Origin of the sequence: Sphingobacterium haloxyli (assembly GCF_002980525.1) — a bacterium.
Taxonomy (GTDB): Bacteria; Bacteroidota; Bacteroidia; order Sphingobacteriales; family Sphingobacteriaceae; genus Sphingobacterium; species Sphingobacterium haloxyli.
The window spans coordinates 25115-46531 of the sequence record NZ_PVBQ01000009.1 but is presented as its reverse complement, the minus strand read 5'-3'; the positions used below and the strand labels follow the sequence as shown (position 1 = coordinate 46531).

General features: G+C 47.1%; 14 protein-coding genes. 7 read left to right on the top strand and 7 right to left on the bottom strand.

Features of this window, described 5'->3' with window-relative positions; all coding sequences use genetic code 11:
* Positions 1-38: 38 nt before the first annotated feature.
* Together C5745_RS12645 and C5745_RS12640 are read left to right on the top strand one after the other, a co-directional pair.
* Positions 39-929 carry an SDR family oxidoreductase gene (locus C5745_RS12645; RefSeq protein ID WP_105717375.1) on the top strand — a complete coding sequence of 297 codons (891 nt, stop codon included), beginning with the start codon at positions 39-41 and terminating at the stop codon, positions 927-929.
* Between the two features lie 32 nt (positions 930-961).
* Positions 962-1969: an SDR family oxidoreductase gene (locus tag C5745_RS12640; protein ID WP_105717374.1), complete on the top strand. Its 1008-nt coding sequence runs from the start codon at positions 962-964 to the stop codon at positions 1967-1969.
* Positions 1970-2043: 74 nt separating this feature from the next.
* On the opposite strand, the gene C5745_RS12635 is transcribed toward C5745_RS12640, so the two are convergent.
* From C5745_RS12635 to C5745_RS12610, 6 genes are all read right to left on the bottom strand, one after another.
* The gene (locus tag C5745_RS12635; protein ID WP_105717373.1) at positions 2044-5208 is read right to left on the bottom strand and encodes a TonB-dependent receptor; all 3165 of its coding nucleotides are present in this window, start codon (positions 5206-5208) and stop codon (positions 2044-2046) included.
* Positions 5209-5340: 132 nt separating this feature from the next.
* Positions 5341-5838 (bottom strand): DUF2721 domain-containing protein, encoded by a 498-nt coding sequence (locus C5745_RS12630; RefSeq protein WP_105717372.1) that lies wholly within the window; start codon positions 5836-5838, stop codon positions 5341-5343.
* Between the two features lie 11 nt (positions 5839-5849).
* Positions 5850-6233, bottom strand: coding sequence for a sensory rhodopsin transducer (locus C5745_RS12625; RefSeq protein WP_207795800.1), 384 nt, complete (start codon positions 6231-6233; stop codon positions 5850-5852).
* Positions 6230-7444, bottom strand: coding sequence for a D-arabinono-1,4-lactone oxidase (locus C5745_RS12620; RefSeq protein ID WP_105717370.1), 1215 nt, complete (start codon positions 7442-7444; stop codon positions 6230-6232). Before C5745_RS12620 ends, C5745_RS12625 begins: the two co-directional genes overlap by 4 nt.
* A gap of 51 nt (positions 7445-7495) precedes the next feature.
* Entirely contained in the window at positions 7496-9016 is a 1521-nt protein-coding gene (locus C5745_RS12615) for a RagB/SusD family nutrient uptake outer membrane protein (RefSeq protein WP_105717369.1), read from the bottom strand.
* Positions 9017-9027: 11 nt separating this feature from the next.
* Positions 9028-12279, bottom strand: coding sequence for a SusC/RagA family TonB-linked outer membrane protein (locus tag C5745_RS12610; RefSeq protein ID WP_105717368.1), 3252 nt, complete (start codon positions 12277-12279; stop codon positions 9028-9030).
* A 248-nt stretch (positions 12280-12527) separates the two neighbouring features.
* On the opposite strand from C5745_RS12610, the gene C5745_RS12605 reads away from it, so the two are divergent.
* From C5745_RS12605 to C5745_RS12590, 4 genes are all read left to right on the top strand, one after another.
* Positions 12528-13709 carry an ATP-binding protein gene (locus tag C5745_RS12605; protein ID WP_105717367.1) on the top strand — a complete coding sequence of 394 codons (1182 nt, stop codon included), beginning with the start codon at positions 12528-12530 and terminating at the stop codon, positions 13707-13709.
* Between the two features lie 103 nt (positions 13710-13812).
* Positions 13813-15654, top strand: coding sequence for a glutamine--fructose-6-phosphate transaminase (isomerizing) (glmS, locus tag C5745_RS12600; protein WP_105717366.1), 1842 nt, complete (start codon positions 13813-13815; stop codon positions 15652-15654).
* A gap of 3 nt (positions 15655-15657) precedes the next feature.
* Positions 15658-17877 (top strand): DUF4954 family protein, encoded by a 2220-nt coding sequence (locus tag C5745_RS12595; protein WP_105717365.1) that lies wholly within the window; start codon positions 15658-15660, stop codon positions 17875-17877.
* On the top strand, positions 17867-18826 hold the full coding sequence (locus C5745_RS12590) for a nucleotidyltransferase family protein (protein ID WP_105717364.1): 960 nt from the start codon (positions 17867-17869) through the stop codon (positions 18824-18826). Before C5745_RS12595 ends, C5745_RS12590 begins: the two co-directional genes overlap by 11 nt.
* Positions 18827-18881: 55 nt before the next feature.
* Here the strand turns inward: C5745_RS12590 and C5745_RS12585 are convergent, their stop codons facing one another.
* The gene (locus C5745_RS12585) at positions 18882-20078 is read right to left on the bottom strand and encodes an ATP-binding protein (RefSeq protein ID WP_105717363.1); all 1197 of its coding nucleotides are present in this window, start codon (positions 20076-20078) and stop codon (positions 18882-18884) included.
* Between the two features lie 193 nt (positions 20079-20271).
* On the opposite strand from C5745_RS12585, the gene C5745_RS12580 reads away from it, so the two are divergent.
* On the top strand, positions 20272-21381 hold the full coding sequence (locus C5745_RS12580; protein WP_105717362.1) for a Fic family protein: 1110 nt from the start codon (positions 20272-20274) through the stop codon (positions 21379-21381).
* Positions 21382-21417 lie beyond the last annotated feature (36 nt).

Below are 21417 nucleotides of genomic sequence, written 5' to 3'. Positions count from 1 at the left end.
TACATTGTTCAATTCAGAAGAGAACATACAGATAGATCATGGAGCTAAAATCAAAACTTGAAAATCCGGTGGACAAGTATCCAAGACCACCTTTCAAAAAACAATCACAACCTTTCCCGGCATTAACCGGTAAAATGGAACCCGTTCCCGACCACGGCGAAAACACCTATCTGGGCTCCGGGCGTTTGGAAAACCGGCGAGCATTGGTTACCGGTGGCGACTCCGGCATTGGCCGAGCCGCAGCTATTGCATTTGCCAGAGAAGGTGCCGATGTAGCGATCAACTACTTGCCGGCCGAGGAAGAAGATGCAAAGCAAGTCATCGATCTCATTGAAAAAGCCGGACGCAAAGGTTACGCGATCCCGGGCGATATTACGGACCGGAATTTTTGCCAACAGCTCGTAGCAGAAGCTGTTGAGAAATTGGGCGGATTGGATATCCTGGTCAATAACGCCGCTTACCAACAAAGCTACCCATCGATTTTGGATATCCCCGATGAGAGTTTCGATCAAACCATGAAAACAAATGTGTATGCGCCGTTTTGGATAACAAAAGCGGCTGTTCCGCACATGCCAGCAGGATCGTCCATTATCGTTACCGCTTCCGTACAAGCGTACGATCCGGAGGCGGCTTTAATGGATTATGCCCAAACAAAGGCGACGAATGTCATTTTGGTTAAAGCGCTAGCGCAACAGTTAGGGGAAGCAGGCATCAGAGTAAACGGTGTCGCGCCCGGGCCAGTCTGGACACCTTTACAAGTGTGCAGCAAAGAGCCCGAAACCTTGGTTGACTTCGGAGCAGACACAGCTTTGGGCAGAGCTGGGCAACCTGCCGAGCTCGCTTCTATCTATGTACAACTGGCAGACAACAGTGCCAGTTACTCCACCGGGCAGATCTATGGAGCTGCGGGAGGTGGGGGCCATCCCTAACGACGAATCTCGAAATCAAAAACATATCAAGTATGAAAAAAGAGAACAACGTATCACGGAGAAACGCACTGAAAGGAATAGGAGCTACGGTAGCTACTTTGGTGGCAAGCCCATCGTTAACGGCAATGGGCAGTAGCTATTCAGCGAACACGAGCAACCCGGGCCTTAAGAACCCATTGGATAAATATCCCAAGCCTCCATATCCGAAGCAACAGCAGCCACATCCCGGTCTCGCCTCCCAAATGGATCCGATACCCGATCATGGCGAAAAATCCTATAAAGGGAATGGGCGCCTGCAAGGTCGAAAAGCGCTGATAACGGGAGGAGACTCTGGTATTGGTAGAGCCGCCGCCATTGCCTATGCACGCGAAGGCGCAGATGTTGCTATCAACTATCTTCCTGCGGAAGAAGAAGATGCTAAACAAGTTGTTGCACTCATCAAAGAAGCTGGAAGAAAGGCGGTAGCACTTCCCGGTGATATTACCGACGCCGCATTTTGCAAAACATTGGTGGAGAACGCGGTTTCGCAGCTTGGCGGGCTGGACATCTTAGTGAACAACGCCGGATATCAAAAAAGTAACTTATCGATAATGGACATCAGCGATGATAGCTTCGACGCGACGATGAAAACGAACATTTACGCGCTGTTTTGGATCACCAGAGCCGCCTTGCCGCATTTACCGCCCGGAGCGTCAATTATTGCGACAACCTCCGTACAGGCCTACGATCCATCGGAAAATCTATTCGACTATTCGCAGACCAAAGCCGCTAACGTTGCTTACGTCAAGTCGCTTTCCAAACAACTTGGGCCTAAGGGCATCCGGGTAAACGGTGTATCCCCAGGGCCTATATGGACCCCACTTCAAGTATGCGGTGGACAGGAGCAGGAAAGCCTTCCAGAATTCGGAGCGGATACGCCGCTTGCACGCGCGGGGCAACCTGCAGAGCTCGCTTCTATCTTTGTGCAATTGGCAGATAACAGCGCTAGCTATTCCACTGGACAGATTTATGGAGCTGCGGGTGGAGGTGGCCAGCCTTAAAAAAACAGGAAGCGCATAACTTGATCATTATGCGCTTCCTTTCTATCACGTGACAGCTGCTCTATAGTAGCCCACTAAAAGGAGTAGCGGACACCTAGCTGGACTTGAAAAGGGTTTCCACTCGGACTTGCCAAGCCGACATTGTTAACCCTATAATTAAACTCTTTTGTGTCCGCGTTAAAGCCTTCGGCCAGCAGACCATACAACGCTTGGTTGCCCAACGTCTTGGTTACGCCCCACTCTCTATCCACCATGTTCAGCAGATTGAAGATTTCCGCGGACACCTCAATACCATGCGTTCTATGCATCATAAACTTCTTTGCAATACGCAAGTCTACGGTCCCGAAGAACCCGTTAACACCGGCGTTCCTGTCGGCAATGCGTCCCGCGTAATTTACGATTACATCTTTCAGGCTTTGGCTGGCTTCCGGATTATCTAAGATAGCCTGAAGCCCAGTACGGATATTTTCCGGGGTGTTGGGGTTATTATAATCAAATATAAAGGCTAAATCGTTCGTCGATGCCACGAAGTCGCCGTTCGTATTGGCTCCAGCAAGGAGATTGAACCGCGTTCCGCCCAATCCAGTATACCGCACACCTATGTTCACGCCCCAGAACGTCGGTGCAGTACCATATACAACAACTTTGTGTCTGAACTGGTTGTTCGAATAAGCTAGTGCGCCTAAGTCCCGGGGGTCATCCACCACCGGTTGTGAAAGTGTTGCACTGTTGGCAACATTACCGTTGAATGATGTATTATCCTTGGTGTCGTTCCAGGTATAACTTGCGTTGATCACGCCGTCACGGAAATAATTATACGTTCCGTCGACCACGACAGCAAACTGGTTTATTTTTCCAATACTGGTCAATTCCAGCACACGGCCTAGCTTATCCGAGATACGTCCTTGCTGCCAATCCGGCGTTCCATTGGCCGCAATTGATTCTGCCGGCACAAATACCCCACGGTTACCTTCATTTGCCAACCTAAAAAACGGTTCACTCACCATATTACGGTCCACATAGGTATAATTATTCCGTCCTAATGTCATGTAACCGGTAGCCGTCATTTTGAAACGGTCGGTTATAAAGCGAGTATACGACAGGTTTGCTTTATATACAGTCGGTACATCGGCATCTTTTCCCGTATAATTGATGGTCGGAATCTGATGTGCCGCTAAAGCAGGAATCGTACTTTGATCCTGCCGATAACGATTAAAATCAATCGGCGGAATATCCCCATCACGCACATCCACCGTAGCAAAGTTAGAGCCGTCAAACGTCAGGTTATTGATAATCATATAGTTGTTGATATCGGAAGCGAAAATCCCGGCGCCAAACCGCAAGAAATCGGTTTGATTCTGGTTGATATCCCAGTTGAACTGCAAACGGGGCTGCAAAATAAAGGAAGCCAACTTGTTATCTGTCCGGATACCTAACTCATCGTATACTAACTGGCTGAACGTAGCCTTGGGATACGCGGCATAGTCCATACGTAAACCAGCTGTCATCTCCAGTCCTGCCGCAATGTTCTTCCGCATTTGGGCATATAAACCAAAGTTCATGATGGTTCCCTTTACCGCTACGTCGTCTTTTAGTGGCACCTCCCGGTAATAGCGGTAGGGATTCATATTTTCGAAATTATCTAAGCCGACAAAATGAAAACGTCCGTTCACCTCAGACCCGTAAACGGAATTGGAAGCTGTGGACATCACGTCAACCCCAAACGTATACTTCGCCCAATCGGTATCAAAATACAAATTGTTTACCAACTGGAATACATTGTTTTTAAAGCTCTCCTGTGCAAACCTATGTCCGCCTAGCTGGATGTTGGTCTGCAAATCGTCGCCGCCGATCTGAGAAGTAACACGTTCCACGATCGCACGTGGTATATAACCATCGCCGATCTGATCGCCCTGCGTACTATTTTGGTAAACATACAAATGTTGCAACTTTAGTTCATTCGTAATACGCGGGGAAATCGAGGTACGCAATGTGGCCAAAAAGCTGTTATCAAAATTCTTATCGTTTCCATACGACTCCAGAATATTGATTGACGTATTATCTGCAAGCCCTAAAGGATTGTAGTCGTAGGTCAGGTTATTGCGGATAGTCAGCAAGTTTTTTTCGTTGATCTGCCAATCTAAACGAAGAAAACCAGCATCAGATGTTCTATTTTTATTAATCGCACCCGTTTGAGGGGCATCAGATACGCCGTATTTGCTGCGGGCAATATCCAGATAACGATCCAATGTAGGTTGATTGATCCTATAGCGCGCTTCGTTATCTCCACCACGGATATCCGCAATCAACAAAGACCTATTGTCTTGTTGCCGATCCCAGACGGCGAAAAAGTGCAATTTATCCTTAATGATAGGCCCTCCTAAAGAGAATCCATATTGATAGGTAGAATAATCTCCAATACGAGGGTTCCCGTTGATATCATATTGACTGGTGAGCCAATCCGTACGCCCAAAGACGAAAGCCGACCCTTCAAACGTATTGGTTCCAGCCTTTGTCGCCGCACTGATGGTTCCTCCGCCGCTGCGTCCGAAGGTAACATCGTATTGATTGGTCACCACCTTGAACTCGCGTACGGCCTCCATCGAAATAGAATAAGGTGCGCCACTTCTGCTCGTCGTGGAGCCCGCGGAAGTAGGGTTCTTGGCATTCATACCGTCAATCGTAAAATTAGTCGAAGAACCCAACTGCCCGGAAATACTTCCGCCCCGGGCTAACGGTGACAGGTCTGTTAACGATGTGAAATTACGACCGTTTACGGGTAATGACTTGATATCTTGCGATGAGAATGCGGTCGCCGCTCCAAGATAATCCCGCGTATTCTTAAGTCCCGAAGCCGTTATTTCTACAGCATCTAATGCATGTCTGTTAGATACAACCTGTATGCTGATCTGCGCGACATCACCTTGGTTAAGATGAACGCCCGTAACTGACCCCTCACCTTCCTCGATATGGGTGGCCGTTACGGTGTAGGGCCCACCTAGCGGAAGCTGTTTGAGGTCATAGTTTCCCCGCTCATTCGTGATGGTAGTGGTCGTGAATCCGGTCGACTCGTTTTTGACACGGACGGTAGCTCCCGAAACGGGTGCGTCTGACTGCGTCGTTATGCCTCCGCGAATGGAAGCCTGTGTTCCTTGTGCATAGGTCTGTACGCCCACCATCATTGTGGCGATAAAGCATACGACATAAAATAAAGCTTGCTGTTTGAAGTTTATAATCATTTCACCGTTTAAATTTGTTAGCGACAAAGCTATTATCGCACGGTTAACAAACTGATACGGGGATATCAAGATTATGTTAATCGTATCAAATCGACTCCGGGTAGATCTGTAGCGACTCTCATTTAATACCGGTTAACTTAACCTCTTGCCGCCACCCACCGCTTTTATCGCCCTTGCCATTTCGAAATGAACAGCTATAAAGGCAAGCCGCGATTCACTGATTAACTCCAAACAGGCATAAAACAAAAGAACGGCCCCCATCAAGACGAGTGTAACGGGAATCCAGTTATAGGTCAAGTGTAAGATATCGACCACGCCAATACTAACGCTGGTCGCCACAAAGAAAAGCAGCGAGACGTACAAACTCGTCATCGCGCGCTGCAAATGCAACACCCGTTTAGTCGATCGCTTCAGCTGTTTATAGACGGCAAGAATCTCTTCATCGTCGTCTCTTTCCCTTGTTTCTGTATCTGTTAGTTGCTTCAGTTCCTTACCCAACTTCCGGGTCCGTTCGATTTCACGGCTCAAGCGCTGTGAGGTAGAGAGAATCAACGAGCCGTTTGCCATGATGAGCACCACGGGTGTAATCATGGAAGAAAGAACAGTAAGTACTTGTGCAAAATTGTCCATTGTTTCTGCGCTTATGTGACCGGGAAGGCGATCGTCGTGCTGTGATCCCGTCCACCGTGGGCCGTATCCAGCCGGCTGAACTGTACCACCACAGGCCGGTCAGATTGTAACAGTGCAGCGAATTCCTTCGCCAATAAAATAGCCTCTGGATCTATCAAATCATTGAATCGGATCGTACGCATCCGTTTAGCATCCACGGTAATGCGATAGGGCCCAACGGGTTCCCTATCGGTATAGTAGATCATGATTTCAATGGCAGCTACCGATTCACCGGTATTCAAGATGCTGATTTCATCCCGACTTGTATGTGCAGGCTCTTCACCGGTACTTTCAGCCGGAATACAACAGCCTGGTAGCGCCCAAGTCTTATGTCCTACGCTCGAGTGTTTCATCATGATGCTATTAAAATACGTTTCAAGTAAGGGGTTAACAGGATATTGTTTGGGTCAAACTCTTCCCGGATACGCTGAAAAGTGTCCCATTCCGGATAACAATGTTTCAGTTCCCTGGCAGTCATACTATGCATCTTTCCCCAATGCGGCCTACTATCATACGCCTGAAATATCTGTTCGATATCCTTGAAATACGCCTCGTAAGGCAGACATGCGTTCTGGTGGATCGTTATGGCCACGGTCGGACGCCCATACGCGTTACTCAGGTAGTTATCATCTCCAGCTACTGGCCGAAAAAGTAGCCGCCAGCCAACCTCCTTCCGATGTTTTTTTAGAATGCGTTCCCTGATTTCCATAAAGCAATCCGTAGCCTCCTCTATTCCGAGCGAGTACTCCAGCTCTACGTAACGGAGTTCGTGAGGGGTCGGCAACAGATCCTGGCTCCATCCTACTTCTTCTTTGTCGAGGCGTGCATAGGGAAGGTCTTGTGTACCCATGCCCAGCTCATTCCAAAGACGGAGGCTAACTTCATCGCGCCGCGGATACCAGTAAAATCCAAAGTTCCGGTTTTCTTCCATCAGCTCGGGTAAATGCTTCAGACAATCCTCCACCGAAGTACAAAAATGCTGACGTTTTAAGCGGAATGCAGGAAGCACTTTCAAGGTAATTTCAGTAAAAATACCCAATGCCCCCAAGGATACCCTTAAAGCCCGCATGATATCGGGATGATCATTTTCATGATATACCCGAGGTTCGCCAGTGCCTGTAACCAGCTTTATCGCAGCGACCGGTCCCGAGAGATTAGTAAGCCCTTTGCCTGCCCCATGGGTTCCCGTACAGATGGCGCCTGCTAACGACTGTTGGTCTATGTGACCCGTGTTTTCCATGGCCAGATGATGTTTGAATAGCGCTTTTCCTACCTCTTCAACCGTCATTCCGGCACCGACAGTCGCTTCCAGGTGTTTATCATCTACGGCATGAAGCCGATTAAACTTTTCAAGCGATAGCAACATGTCGTCGGTCTCGATTATAGGAGAACAGGAATGACGCGCCCCCACGGACCGTACTATTTTCCCTTTTTGATTTGCTGTTTTAAGCAAGCTTATCAGCTCCCGTTCGCCGTCGGCTACATGGTATTCGGCGGGCGTAAACCGAAGATTGCCCGCCCAATTATGCTGCTCGGACTTATTGCTATTACTACCAAAAATTGCCATATATAAAGTAACAATGAGATATGGCTTTTGGTTTTACATTGTCCGTGTTGCCTAATAACCCGGATTCTGATACATTTTTTCTGGATTTAATCTATGCTCGTCAAACGGAATCGGAAAATAGCGATCCTTCGTAGAAATATTGGACAACTTTGCATTACCGTAATCAGCTTGATTTTTCTGTTTAAAATAGGCTACCAATTCTTCGGCAGTATAATTTCTAACCAAATCAAACCAGCGGTGGTTTTCGAATGCCAGCTCCACACGCCTCTCGTGCAGGATAGCTTCTCTCAGTGTGGGGTACTTTGCCTTGTAATCTGCATCTTGCATCGCGATCGCATAGCTTGGCAAACCTGCCCTTTGCCGCACTTCGTCGAGCAAGGCAATAGCTTCTGTCTGTTTTCCGAGATGTAGTTTTGTTTCTGCCAACAATAACATCACATCTGCATAACGAATAAGGATCCAGTCGTTTCCGCCCCAACCTGCTGTACCTGCTGCTTGGCTGGCATCTCTGAATTTGGTCACAAACCAGTCGTTTACCTGCGGATTTGCTGCAAACTTAATCGAAAAGTCTTTCCGTTTATCGTTTGCCTCAAAATCCTTCACCAAGTCCAACTTTACAACCTGCCCTACTCCGGTAGATTCAAATTGCGAGTTGATCGTTTCCCCTCTCGCCTGATAATTTCGGGCAATGCTGGAACTAAAGCGGTTATTACCTTGAAGATACTGCACCTGGAATACGAGTTCTTCACAGGTATTCTTTTTAGCTACATCAAATACATCCTCATACGGAATCTCCGTCAATTTTCCGAAGTTCCGCATACCGTAGGATGCTTCAAGATGTTGTTCAGCTTTTATGAAATTTTCTTGTTTATCGTCCGTCATGGTAACCCCTATGGTGAGGTAAACCTGGCCGAGAAGGGCGTTGATAGCGGCCTTAGATGCACGACCAACCTCGTATTCATGCTGCGTATCGGGGATATTACTTACCAATGCTTCCGTGAGGTCGGTTACAATTTGCTGGTAGACCACGGCCTCTTTCTGCCGATAGCCGATGGCATCTGCCTGCTCTTTATCCTTGATCTCTTCGATGGATAATGGAATATCACCGAACTTCCGTACCATGTGGAAATAAAGCAAAGCCCGTACGAATTTCGCTTCCGCTTTGTAACGATTTTTGAGTTCTTCGTCCGTGAAGGCTACTTGGTCGATATGTGACAAAACTACGTTACAGCGGGCAATGGCATCGTACATATCAGCCCAGTGGGACTTTAAATAGGTATTGCCGGCTAGGATAGCAAAGTCATTGAACTGGAAAGGTTCGCCCGCCGCCGACTGATTATCGTTACGACCGGTATTATCTGAACGCTCCTCGTTAAATAGGGTACTGCCCTCGCCAACGGTATTTCCTGAACGGAGCCCTTGATAAAGCCCATTTATCGCCAACAGCACATCGTTCTCCGTTTCAAAATAATTTTCGATGGCTACCCCATTAGGGTCTTCCTGATTCAGGAAATCTTTATCACAAGCCGTAAGTGCGAACAGAACAAACGGTAATAAATATCTTTTTTTCATCGGTATCAGTTTTAGAAAGTTACTTTTAGTCCCAAATTATATGATCTCACCAACGGATAGAGTCCGTAATCTACGCCTGGCGTTAAATTGCCTCGTTGATCGTAATCTGGCTCAGGGTTATAACCCTTGTATTTGGTTATCGTAAAAGGGTTATCCACACTGGCATAGATGCGTACACCGGCCAATGTCCACTTCTGGGCAATATCCGCTGGCAGCGAATATCCGAGCAAGATGTTGGTCATCCGCAAAAAGGATCCATCTTGTAAGTAAAACGTCGATAACCGGGTACTGTTACTTTGTGTACCTCCGCGTGATGCGCGGTACACTTTACCGTTGCCCGGATCCTGCGGGGAGCGATACCGCTGTGCGACATCAGCATATTGATTGCCCGATCCCTCCATATTATAGAGGTAATAGTCGTACCCATCAAGCACCTGATTGCCCTGCGAACCATTGAAAGACGCACGGATGTCGAAATGCTTGTAGCGCGCATCAAAAGCGAATCCATACGTAAAGTCTGGGTGCGGGTTACCGATAATCCGCTTATCGTCATCATTGACGATACCATTGCCATCTACGTCTTCGAAATATAAATCGCCCGGTTGCAACGGTGTAGAGGACGCCGCCGACGGGGCTACCGTTTGGTAATTTTCCTCCGTGGCTATGCCTGACACCTTAAATCCGTAGAACATCCCGATGGGGCTGCCCTCCTGCGTTATGTGTGTGAGATAGGAACGTTCCGCTCCGTTCGTTATAATCGTCGAAGCGCCACCAAGATCCAGTACCTTGTTCCGGTTCACATTGATATTTCCACTAAATCCCAAACTGAAATTTGCCTTTCTGATAAGCGCCGCATCGACCTGTACATCAAACCCTCTGTTTTCCACTTTACTATTGGGTAGATTGGTCAAAATCGTTGTCGTACCAGACACTGCCGTGATCGGCTGATTGAACAGGAGATTGGATGAACGGCTCAGGTAAAAATTAGTGATTACGTTCAGTCTATTGTTCAGTATGCCAACATTTAGCCCCAGATTGGTTTGTGCGGTGGTTTCCCAACTTAGATTCGGATCCCGAAGGTCGTCAGGCCAGTAACCGGTGGCTACTTTATCGCCGATGATAACCCCGCCCGGTGTATTGTACGCCGTGATGGCCCGATAGTCGCCGATATTATTGTTCCCGCTCTTACCCCAACTTCCACGCAATTTTAAACTAGATCCAGCTCCCAACCAGGCGTCATAAAAATCTTCATTGGAAATTGTCCATCCCGCGGATACCGAGGGAAACGAACCCCATTTACTGTTGGGTCCAAACCGAGAGGATCCGTCCCGTCGAAAGCTTGCAGAAATAAAGTATCTTGAGTCATACGCGTAGTTCACCCGCCCAAAATAAGACTGCATCGTCGTTCTCGTTTTATAGGTATCATCCGGCAACAACTCAAAAAATGAAGGGTCTGCTCCTTTATGTGTTATTTCCGGCACCGCATCACTTTCAAATCCTCTGGCACGTACCCCGACATAGTCCAGATCTGTTTGCTGCGCCGAGTAACCCAACAAACCCATTACTTCGTGCTTATCTGCAAAGGTTTTGCTATAGTTCAGTGTGGTCTCTAACAACTTGTCCAACGAACTATTGGTCAACGCGTCTGCATACGCCGCAGTTTTCGCCTGATCTGAATAAGGCCTATAGTTACCGTTTGAGATGCTCACGGGACGATAATAGTCGTACTTTTCGTCACGCGTGGACAAACCACCATTCACTTTAAAGTGTAACCCTTCCATCACCTTAAAATCGGCGAATGCATTATACAGTCCCTTTTTTTGTTTGCGGTTGTTTCTAATTTTCGTAACGTAAGCTAAGGGGTTCTCCGGGTTTTGGATCCCATAATTATTAGCACTGAAATCGGCCATAAGGTATTGCGCGTAAGAGCCATCTTCATTATAAGCGGGCAACGTTGGCAAGTAGATTAATGCCGCCATAGAGGGGCTCCGATCATAACGCCCGGTCGTAACTTCGTTATTATCGTTGTAGGTATACGAAACATTCGCGCCAAAGGTAAGCCAATCCTTCACCTTCGTGTCTACGTTTGTGCGAAAGTTGAACACCTGTTGGCCCGTTCCGAGCATAATTCCATCTTGGTTTTGGTAGGATCCACTAACAAAATACCTACTCTTTTCATTTCCTCCCGACACAGAAACGTTATGCCGTTGAAAAGGTGCATTGCGATAAAGTTCGTCCTGCCAATCCGTATTGTATTTTGCTGGCTTTGCTGTGCCTGTAGCGAAATCGTAGTAGTCCTCGGGTATAGAAACTGATCCGGCATTGCCCACATTAGCAACTCGCTGCGCGTTGGTATCAAAGCGCCGTGCATCCGTCCAATCCATACCTCTACCCAACAACAGATCCTTATACGAATTATTGCGGCCATCGATAATCAGGTCGATAAATTCGTCAGCATCCAATAGATCAATTTTTTTGGAGAGCTGACCGAAGCCAGCTAATACTTCGTAATCGACATTATTTTTTCCCTGTTTGCCTCTTTTAGTGGTAATCAAGACTACCCCGCCAGCCGCTCTCGATCCATAGATGGCTGCAGAAGCAGCGTCTTTCAATACATCGATAGATTCAATATCATTTGGGTTTATATTTAGATTGTTTCCGGCGGGATAACCATCTATGACGTAAAGCGGATCCGAGCTGGCATTTACAGATCCGATACCACGCACCCTAATCTTGGTGCCGTCATAGGGAGCACCGCTAGTCTGCGAAACTTGCACACCGGCTAGCTTGCCCACCAAGGCTTGCGAAAGCTTCGGAGCGGTCAGATTAAGCTCTTCTGCTTTTACGTTCGAAATAGCTCCGGTTAAATCGGACTTCCGAACAGTCTGATAACCAATTGAGACCGTTACCTCTTCCAAGGTATTCTCCTGACTATGCAACTGGAAAAGATTACCTGAGGTTTGCTGTATCGGTTGCACCAGTGTCTGGTAACCGACAAAACTTACCTGAAGATCATCGCCGACCGTACCTGCAATGGCAAAAATGCCGCTGCCATCCGATCGTACGACAGTTTGTGTCGATAGATTAGTAATAGATGCGCCGACAACCGATTCACCGTTCTGATCGACGACCTGCCCCGTAATCGTTCCTTGCTGCTGCATTCTAGCGCTTATCAATTGATGAGCGATATTTGCCTTTGTTAAAATTGGAGAGAGGGAGACCGCACATAAAACCAATGCTACCTTACTAAAATTGCTTCGCATATCCTTATTTTAAATCCGTAATTATGGGGGCAATGTTAGGATATACATGTTAAGTGTAGATCAACACAATATTATAGTTGCATTATTAACTTTCAAAGATGTCCTTGACGTACTGCTCAAAAAAAACGACAACCGGTAATACTACATCCTGAAAGTACAGCTTTCAAATCGCAAGGAAAACCACTCAAAATACTGCAATCTGAAAGTTTAACTTTCAAATTACAATATTTCCGTGTATCTTTACCAATATGATTGTACGTAATCTCGAAATCAAACTTCGGCAATCTCTCGCACAGATGCCAGTAGTAGCGCTACTTGGACCACGTCAGGCAGGGAAAACTACGCTTGCGCTGCAGCTTACCCGAGAATTGCCCAAAGAGCACGTTTATCTCGATTTAGAACTGGACTCTGATCTAGCCAAATTGAACGATGCCGAAAGCTATCTAAGACGCTATGAAGGAAAGCTCCTAATCATTGACGAAGTGCAACGACGCCCTGAATTGTTTAGAATACTTCGAGGACTCGTTGATATCAGGAAAAGAGCGGGTGAAAAAAGTGGACAATTCTTGCTTCTCGGGTCGGCCTCACGCGACCTTCTGCAACAATCATCGGAAACACTGGCGGGAAGGATACGCTATCTCGAATTAAGCCCATTTAACGCCCATGAAATTTACAAAGATGACCCATTAGGATTTAACATGGACAAGCTATGGTTCAGGGGAGGTTTTCCGGATAGTTATCTGGCAATGACGGACGATGAAAGCTGGAACTGGCGCAATGACTTTATCTCAACCTATGTAGAACGCGATATCCCGCTAATGGGCCCTCAGGTATCGGCCACACGCATGAAAAGATTTTGGTCAATGCTAGCCCATTACCATGGCCAACAAGTAGTATTTACGGAACTGGCAAAAAGTCTGGAAGTCAGCCACACGACCATACGTTCTTACTTAGACATACTAACCGATTTTTATATGGTTAGGCAGGTGCAACCCTGGTCAGGAAACACAAAAAAAAGATTGGTAAAATCACCAAAAATTTATTTACGAGATACCGGATTGTTACACAATCTTTTACACATATCAAATTTCGACAGCTTATGGGGCCACCCTGCCGTAGGAGCAAGTTGGGAAGGTTTTGTAATCGAAAACATTATCCAAAACCTTTCAGAGAAATGGAGGTACAGCTATTATCGCAGCAGCACACAGGCGGAGATAGATTTGGTGCTCGAAAGTTCTGAGAACGAAATTTGGGCGATAGAAGTCAAACGCTCGGCAGCGCCCGCAATCAAGAAAACCTTTCATCAGGCCTGCGAGGACATCAATGCCAATAAAAAATTCGTCATATACAACGGCTCAGAACAATTTCCAATCACTAATGATACGGAAGCAATTGGACTAACTGCTTTTTTGAGACTACTGACTAAATAAACGCTCATACACTTTAAAACCTGCCATGGCACAGTTCTTGTCACGATGCCGTTACGTATTTTAAACAAAACAGTATCGTTAAAAACAAACAACAGTAAAAATTATGTGTGGAATCGTAGGCTACGTCGGTAGCAAACCTGCTTACCCTGTGCTAATCTCGGGGTTAAAGCGCTTGGAATATAGAGGATACGACAGCGCTGGTGTCGCCCTACTTGTCGATGGAAACTTGCAGGTCTTCAAAAAAGAAGGCAAAGTAGCTGCCTTAGAAGGCTTGGTTGGCGAGCAACAGCCCCTATCTAAGATTGGCATCGGTCACACGCGCTGGGCTACGCACGGCGAACCCTGCGATCGCAATGCGCATCCTCATCTCTCCAACGACGGCTCCATCGCGATGATTCATAATGGAATTATTGAAAACTACGCCCAGTTAAAGGCAGAGCTGGAGAAAAAAGGATATACCTTCGCGAGCGACACCGACTCCGAAGTGCTGGTTAATTTTATTGCCGATATCCGTATGAACAATAACTGTACGCTAGAAGAAGCCGTACGGATAGCCTTGAAACGCATTACGGGCGCTTATGTAATTTTGCTTCTGGACAACGACATGCCAGACACCATCATTGCTGCCCGAAAAGGATCGCCTTTGGTGATCGGCGTGGGCGAAAATGAGCATTTCTTGGGTTCTGACGCTTCCCCTATGCTGGCCTATACCAAAGACGTAGTGTATATAAATGACTACGAAATGGTGATCGTCCGTCCGGATGAGCTCATCCTGAAGAATTTAGTTAACGAAAAATTAACGCCGTTCGTGCAACGCCTGGACTTGGATTTAGCCGCCATCGAAAAGAGTGGTTATGAGCACTTTATGCTCAAAGAAATCTTCGAACAGCCGCAGACGATATTCGACTCCTTCCGCGGACGACTAGACGTGGAGCAAACCCTGCTGACTTTGAGCGGGTTGGACGCTATAAAAGATAAGTTGCTTGCAGCGCGCCGCATTATCATCGTGGCTTGTGGCACCAGCTGGCACGCTGGCCTTTTGGCGGAATACCTCATCGAAGAGCTTTGCCGCGTAAATGTGGAGGTGGAATATGCGTCAGAATTCCGCTACCGCAATCCGATTATCGACGAAAACGATGTCATTATTGCCGTATCCCAGAGTGGCGAAACCGCCGATACATTGGTGGCGTTAGAGAATGCCAAAAAACAAGGAGCCACTATTTTCGGCATTGTGAATGTCGTAGGATCCTCTATCGCGCGGATGGCCGATGCAGGGGCTTATACACACGCGGGCCCGGAGATTGGCGTCGCGAGTACGAAAGCTTTTACGGCACAACTTGTCGTATTGGAACTCTTCGCGCTGAAACTTGCGCAAATGAAAGGGACCGTCAGTCCAGAACGTTTGCGTGAACTGATTGCGGCCTTGCACGCCGTTCCAGAACAAGTGCAATGGATATTAGACAACCAATTGGACAATATCAAGCGGATCGCTACCAAATATAAAGATGCACGCGATTTTCTCTTCCTAGGAAGAGGCTATAATTTCCCGATCGCACTCGAGGGTGCCCTGAAGCTAAAAGAAATTTCCTATATACACGCCGAAGGTTATCCGGCGGCAGAAATGAAACATGGCCCAATCGCGTTGGTAGATGAGCATCTGCCGGTAGTATTCGTGGCTACACAAGATCCATTCTACGAGAAGGTCGTCAGCAATATGCAGGAAATTAAGGCAAGAAAAGGCCGCTTGATCGCCGTTGTGTCCGAAGGAGACGAAATGGCAGAGCAGTTGGCCGAGGACGTAATAACAGTGCCAAAATCGGATGAATTGATCTCGCCGCTATTGGCTGTCGTTCCTTTGCAGCTACTATCCTATTACGTGGGCGTAGAATTGCAAGTAGATGTAGATAAGCCGCGGAACTTAGCGAAATCTGTAACAGTAGAATAACCTATGGGAAAAATTCAGAAGAGAACAGTATCCGACTTCGGCTACGGCTTCGTGGATGCCCCCTATCTATCAGCAGGAGAATCGGAATATAGCAGGCGCTTCGAACAACAAAAGGACACGATTGCCTATCGTCCGTTAACAGAACAGGAAAAGCAAATCCTGATTCGCAATGGCAATTATGCTGCGAACTGGGATAGCGTTAGGGTGACGGCACATTTCCTCCCGGACATGATTCGAAACTCATCCTTTTCCGGCTTGGTGCGGATTGGCGACATGACACCTTCTGTACTGGAACATAAAGAGTTGGAGCTCCCAGTCGGCATCTATAACAGCCACATTGTGAGCTGTGATATCGGTCCAGATGCGGCCATCCACAACGTCAAATACCTGGCGCATTTTATCTTGGAAAAGGAAGTGATGCTTTCTTCCATTGACGAAATGTTAACCAGCCCTGTTGCGAAGTTTGGAAACGGTATCGTGAAAGACGGCGAGCAAGAAGAGCAACGTATCGTGCTGGAGTTGTGTAACGAGAATGGGAAACGAGCAGTTACAGCTTTTGAGGGTATGCAAGCATCAGATGCTTATCTCTGGACCCGATACCGCGATGATGATATCCTCCAACGTCGTTTTCAGGAAATCACCGATAAAAAATTTGATCGGCGAAGGGGTTATTACAGCGTCGTCGGTGAGGGCGTCGTCATAAAAAATTCCAAGACCATCAAAGATGTCTGCATTGGCGCCTACGCCTACATCAAAGGCATCAATAAATTAAAGAACGTAACGATAAACTCGCGTGCCGATGCCATCACCCAGATTGGCGAGGGCTGCGAGCTCGTAAACGGGATTATCGGTTTCGGTTGCCGTGTGTTTTACGGTGTGAAGGCAGTCCGTTTCTTTCTTTCTTCGTTTTCGCAACTGAAATACGGTGCACGCTTGATCAATTCGTTCTTGGGCGACAATTCAACAATTTCCTGTTGCGAAGTGCTTAATGCGCTAATCTTCCCTGCGCATGAGCAACATCACAACAACTCCTTTTTATGTGCTGCGTTGGTGAAAGGACAGAGTAACATGGCGGCGGGGGCTACCGTGGGATCCAACCATAACTCCCGGGGTGCAGACGGCGAGATTATTGCCGAGCGTGGGTTCTGGCCAGGCTTATGCGTCAGCTTGAAGCACAACTCGCGCTTTGCCGCTTATACGCTACTCGTAAAGGGAGATTTCCTGTATGAGCTGGATATCCGGCTTCCCTTTTCGTTGGTCAGTTTAGATCTGAAAAACGACCGCTTAGTGCTGTTACCGGGCTATTGGTTTTTATACAATGCCTATGCGCTGATGCGGAATACGGACAAATTTGCCGGCCGCGACAATAGAAAGTTAAAAAACCAGTACTTTGAATACGATATTCTGGCGCCAGACACCGTAAACGCGATGTTTGAAGGCTTGGAGATTATCGAACTGGCCGTAGGCAAATCCATGTCCGGAAAATCAGGCTTGAACGATATGGCGTATCGCGAAATAGGGCAAGCCGTCCTGCTAGGCAGCGAACCCGCTCCATTGGGCGAAGTGCTGCTGGAAGGGGTAGAATGCTCCAAACGGGATGTCGTACTTGCAAAACCTTACGAAGCTTATCAAGTATATAGGCGCATGATTGCCTACTATGCAGGATCAGAGATTATGACTGCGCTCAATCGCGTTTCGATGGGCGAATTCCTATTGTTGCTTGACACCTTCGGGGATACAGGCCGTGCCACATTCGATAATGTCGGCGGACAGCTTGTGGACGTGGAGGAACTCCAAGGGGTATTGGAACGATTGAAAACAGGCGAAATAGATTCCTGGGAAGAGATTCATAGTTGGTATCACGAAACCAGCGCTTCTTATCCGATGGCACGTCTACAGCATGCACTGGCATCTTATGCGGAGCTGCAAGGCGGAGCGCCGTGGCAAAATGAACATGATCTGGAGTGGTTATTGCATTTGCTACGCGATACGCTGGAAACTAAAAAATGGTTATGTACCCAAATTTTTCGGTCAAGGGAAAAAGACTATACGAACCCTTTCCGCAAAATGGTATATGACAACGACAACGAGATGGATAAGGTCGTCGGCGCGCTACGCGATAATGCCTTTATCAGAAAGCAGGAACAAGAATGCCAAACGATGGAAACGACGATTAATAACATCATTCTAGAACTAAAAAAAATAAAGAATCATGCTGAATAAGAGACCTACGCTGGTCATCTTAGCGGCTGGTATGGCCAGTCGTTATGGATCGGCTAAACAGGTGGACGGGTTTGGTCCCAACCAAGAGAAAATTATTGATTATTCCATTTACGACGCCATCAAAGCCGGATTCGGAAAAGTCGTTTTTGTGATCCGCGAGGAATTCCTCGACATCATGAAAGAAAACTTCGATGACAAACTACGCGGCAAAATTGACGTCGCCTACGCTTTTCAGGATTTTAACCTACGTAAGTTCGGGATCGACCTTGATATCGAACGCCAGAAGCCTTGGGGAACGGGCCATGCTGTAATGAGCGCCGAGCATGAGATCGACGGCCCGTTTTGTGTAATCAATGCCGATGACTTTTACGGTTATGAAGCATTCGAAAAAATGAGCCAATTTTTGCAGCACGAAGCAGCGGATGATAAGATGGCCATGGTGGGCTTTGAAATCGGCAAGACATTGTCAGATTACGGGTATGTTTCCCGTGGCGTATGTGATGTAGATCAGAACGGCTATATGCGCGGCGTGACCGAGCGCACGAATATTTATCGTCGATACGCCGACGAAGAAGAGCACATTGTCTACGAAGAGCGTGGTACGGAACACGAATTAGCTCCTGACGCGCGCGTCTCCATGAATTTCTGGGGTTTTACACCGAAGGTGCTTGAGGTGGCCCGTGCGCTTTTCCCTGATTTCGTGGAGAAGCATAAGGAAAATCCAAAAGCTGAATTTTTTATCCCTGATATCCCTGACTACATGGTGAAGCAAGGCATGGCAAGCTGTGCTGTATTGCCTACCTCCGCTAAATGGTTCGGCGTAACCTACAAGGAAGATAAAGAGGTGGTGAAAGAAAGTATTGCTTTCTTAGTCGCTAATGGTGCATACCCACCGGCGGTATGGGAAGCCAAAAAACAGGTAGATGCTGGCCTTTATTTAGATTTTTAATTCAATTTGTCCATTTCGGCCGATGTAAACACTGTTTTACATCGGCCGATAATAATTAATAAAGAAAACCAAAAAGCCAAAGCGGGATTTTACGCGAAGTTCCATATTCCAGATCATCGATGGCAAGATAAGCCTCTGGCTCATCGGCGATCTGTTTGAAAGTCTTATTTTTACCGCCGATTTCAAAGGTATACTTTTGTTCAACCAAAAAGTCACCTGTTTTAGGGTAGGACACGCGATAGCCTGCACCATTGAGCTGTGTGAAGAAAAATGTCTCTCTCAAATTGCCCGAATTAGCTTGCCCTTCTGCCAGCGCCATGATTAGGCTATTGTTGTGAAGAAAAACTTTTTCAGGCTTATTCATGAGGCTGATGCCAAAGGAAGAGCTGCGTAAGTTGCGGATCAGCTGCGCCTTTTCAAGAAGTTCTAACATATCTAGCAATCTGTTTCGAGAAGTGGATATTTGTTCGGCCAAACGCGTGATATTCGGTGTAAAGGGAACTGCCGTCGATATGATATAAAGCAATTTTTTCAACTTAGCCAATGTGCTGACTTCCATCGGCCGTGCTTCTGGAAGATCGTAATCAATAATAACGTTGATCAGCTGCTGGATACGCATGAGATATTCGGATTCTCCCTCTTTAAAAAAGGGGTACGCTCCGTAAGTCAGATATTCTCGAAAAAATTTTAATGGAGAGGTCACAGATTTTTTGATGTCGTCTACTATAGCTTGGTGGTTTTCTAACAAATCGTGTAGCTGATATTCCGGAAGGGCGACACCTGTTTTGAGGGCAATAAACTCCCGAAGAGATAGCTCAGGCAAATGATAGCGTAACAGACGTCGGCTAAGGTCCGCATTGGATTGTTGTAAAGCCAATATGGATGAGCCAGACACCACAATGTGAAGTTGTGGTTTGAAGTCATATAAATTCTTCACCTCCGTCTGCCAATCCGCATATTTATGCACCTCATCTAAAAAAAGGTATCTTCCGCCTTCCTGATAAAAGCGTTCCGCGACAGACAGCAGACTATGTTGCTTGAAATATAGATCATCCAAGGAGAGGTATAGTGTCAAATGAAGAGGCAGCGTAGACTTGATATGCTGCAGCATGAGGGTAGACTTGCCCGTACCTCTCGCTCCCTCAATGCATACAGCACGGGCATCCCAATTGATTTTATTGCTCAATCCACGGACAAAACTGATATCAGTCTGTTGCAGTAAATCTCTGTATTTGCTAATTAATGCTTCCATCGTATCGTCAAAGGTACGAAATTAACCTTAAAACGTATCGCCCACGATACGTTTTTATACCGATATCGTATCGTAAGCGATACACCCAGTCTGCTCACATACGTCAATGAACATTAGTTGATGAGCCGAATAAAACTTGCAATCGGCTCATTTTTTGCTTAAATTTGAGCCGATTAAGAAATGTAATCGGCTCATGATGTATAATTGGCAACTACAGGGATGGCCTAACTTCACTTACGACGTCGCGGAAGTTCAGCCATCTATTCTTGCTTTCGCACAGGAAACGGGAGAAGTCAATGGCCTTATCCAAGGATTACCGGATACGCTCAAGCAAGAAACTCTGCTCCAGCTCATGCTTTCGGAAGCGGTAAAAACCTCCGAGATCGAAGGAGAGTACTTAAGTCGTGAGGACGTGATGTCTTCCATCCGGAATAATCTGGGGTTAAACGATACGCCGGTCTACGTTAAAGATCAGCGGGCATCGGGCGTGGCCCAATTGATGGTGGAAGTAAGACAGAACTTTCAACAACCCCTGACACTGGATATGCTCAAAGCTTGGCACCGCTTACTTTTTGCTGCCAATGCAGGGCGTATCAATCCGGGCGAGTGGCGACAGGGCGATACCCCTATGCAAGTTGTTTCTGGAGCCTATGGTAGGGAAATCATCCATTACGAAGCACCGCCATCGACACGGGTACCGGAGGAGATGGAACGCTTTGTCGGATGGTACAATTCAGTAAACTTCCCACTAAAAGGGCAAATACCCGAGGCCATACTGAAGTCGACAATCGCACACCTGTATTTCGAATCCATCCATCCCTTTGAAGACGGCAACGGTCGCATCGGGCGGGCGATAGCGGAGAATGCACTATCACAATCGCTTGGACGCCCCATCATGCTGAGCCTCTCCAAAACCATCGAGGCGAATAAAAAGGCTTATTACGATGCGTTGAAGGAAGCGCAGCGTGCGTTGGACATCACTGCATGGATGGTTTATTTTGCAAGCGTGATCCTGAATGCGCAGCGGGATGCCAAAGCCATGGTGCTGTTTACGTTGAAGAAAGCGCAATTTTATGATCGGTATAAAACCCAGCTTGACGAGCGGCACTGGAAGGCAATTAATAAAATACTGGACAAGGGAGCCGAGGGTTTCGATGGAGGGATGACGGCCAAGAAGTACATGGGCATTACCAAGGTTTCAAAAGCCACCGCTACGCGCGATCTACAGCAATTGCATGAAATGGGGGTATTGGTTCAGGAGGGAGCAGGGCGTTCTGTTCGGTATCAATTGAACCTACCATAGTTGTCTGCTTAACGAACCTTTTCCTTGACCATGGGC

Coding starts and splice junctions, on each gene's coding strand:
- C5745_RS12645 (WP_105717375.1), top strand. CDS start 39: ATGGAGCTAAAATCAAAACTTGAAAATCCGGTGGACAAGTATCCAAGA.
- C5745_RS12640 (WP_105717374.1), top strand. CDS start 962: ATGAAAAAAGAGAACAACGTATCACGGAGAAACGCACTGAAAGGAATA.
- C5745_RS12635 (WP_105717373.1), bottom strand. CDS start 5,208: ATGATTATAAACTTCAAACAGCAAGCTTTATTTTATGTCGTATGCTTT.
- C5745_RS12630 (WP_105717372.1), bottom strand. CDS start 5,838: ATGGACAATTTTGCACAAGTACTTACTGTTCTTTCTTCCATGATTACA.
- C5745_RS12625 (WP_207795800.1), bottom strand. CDS start 6,233: ATGATGAAACACTCGAGCGTAGGACATAAGACTTGGGCGCTACCAGGC.
- C5745_RS12620 (WP_105717370.1), bottom strand. CDS start 7,444: ATGGCAATTTTTGGTAGTAATAGCAATAAGTCCGAGCAGCATAATTGG.
- C5745_RS12615 (WP_105717369.1), bottom strand. CDS start 9,016: ATGAAAAAAAGATATTTATTACCGTTTGTTCTGTTCGCACTTACGGCT.
- C5745_RS12610 (WP_105717368.1), bottom strand. CDS start 12,279: ATGCGAAGCAATTTTAGTAAGGTAGCATTGGTTTTATGTGCGGTCTCC.
- C5745_RS12605 (WP_105717367.1), top strand. CDS start 12,528: ATGATTGTACGTAATCTCGAAATCAAACTTCGGCAATCTCTCGCACAG.
- glmS (WP_105717366.1), top strand. CDS start 13,813: ATGTGTGGAATCGTAGGCTACGTCGGTAGCAAACCTGCTTACCCTGTG.
- C5745_RS12595 (WP_105717365.1), top strand. CDS start 15,658: ATGGGAAAAATTCAGAAGAGAACAGTATCCGACTTCGGCTACGGCTTC.
- C5745_RS12590 (WP_105717364.1), top strand. CDS start 17,867: ATGCTGAATAAGAGACCTACGCTGGTCATCTTAGCGGCTGGTATGGCC.
- C5745_RS12585 (WP_105717363.1), bottom strand. CDS start 20,078: ATGGAAGCATTAATTAGCAAATACAGAGATTTACTGCAACAGACTGAT.
- C5745_RS12580 (WP_105717362.1), top strand. CDS start 20,272: ATGATGTATAATTGGCAACTACAGGGATGGCCTAACTTCACTTACGAC.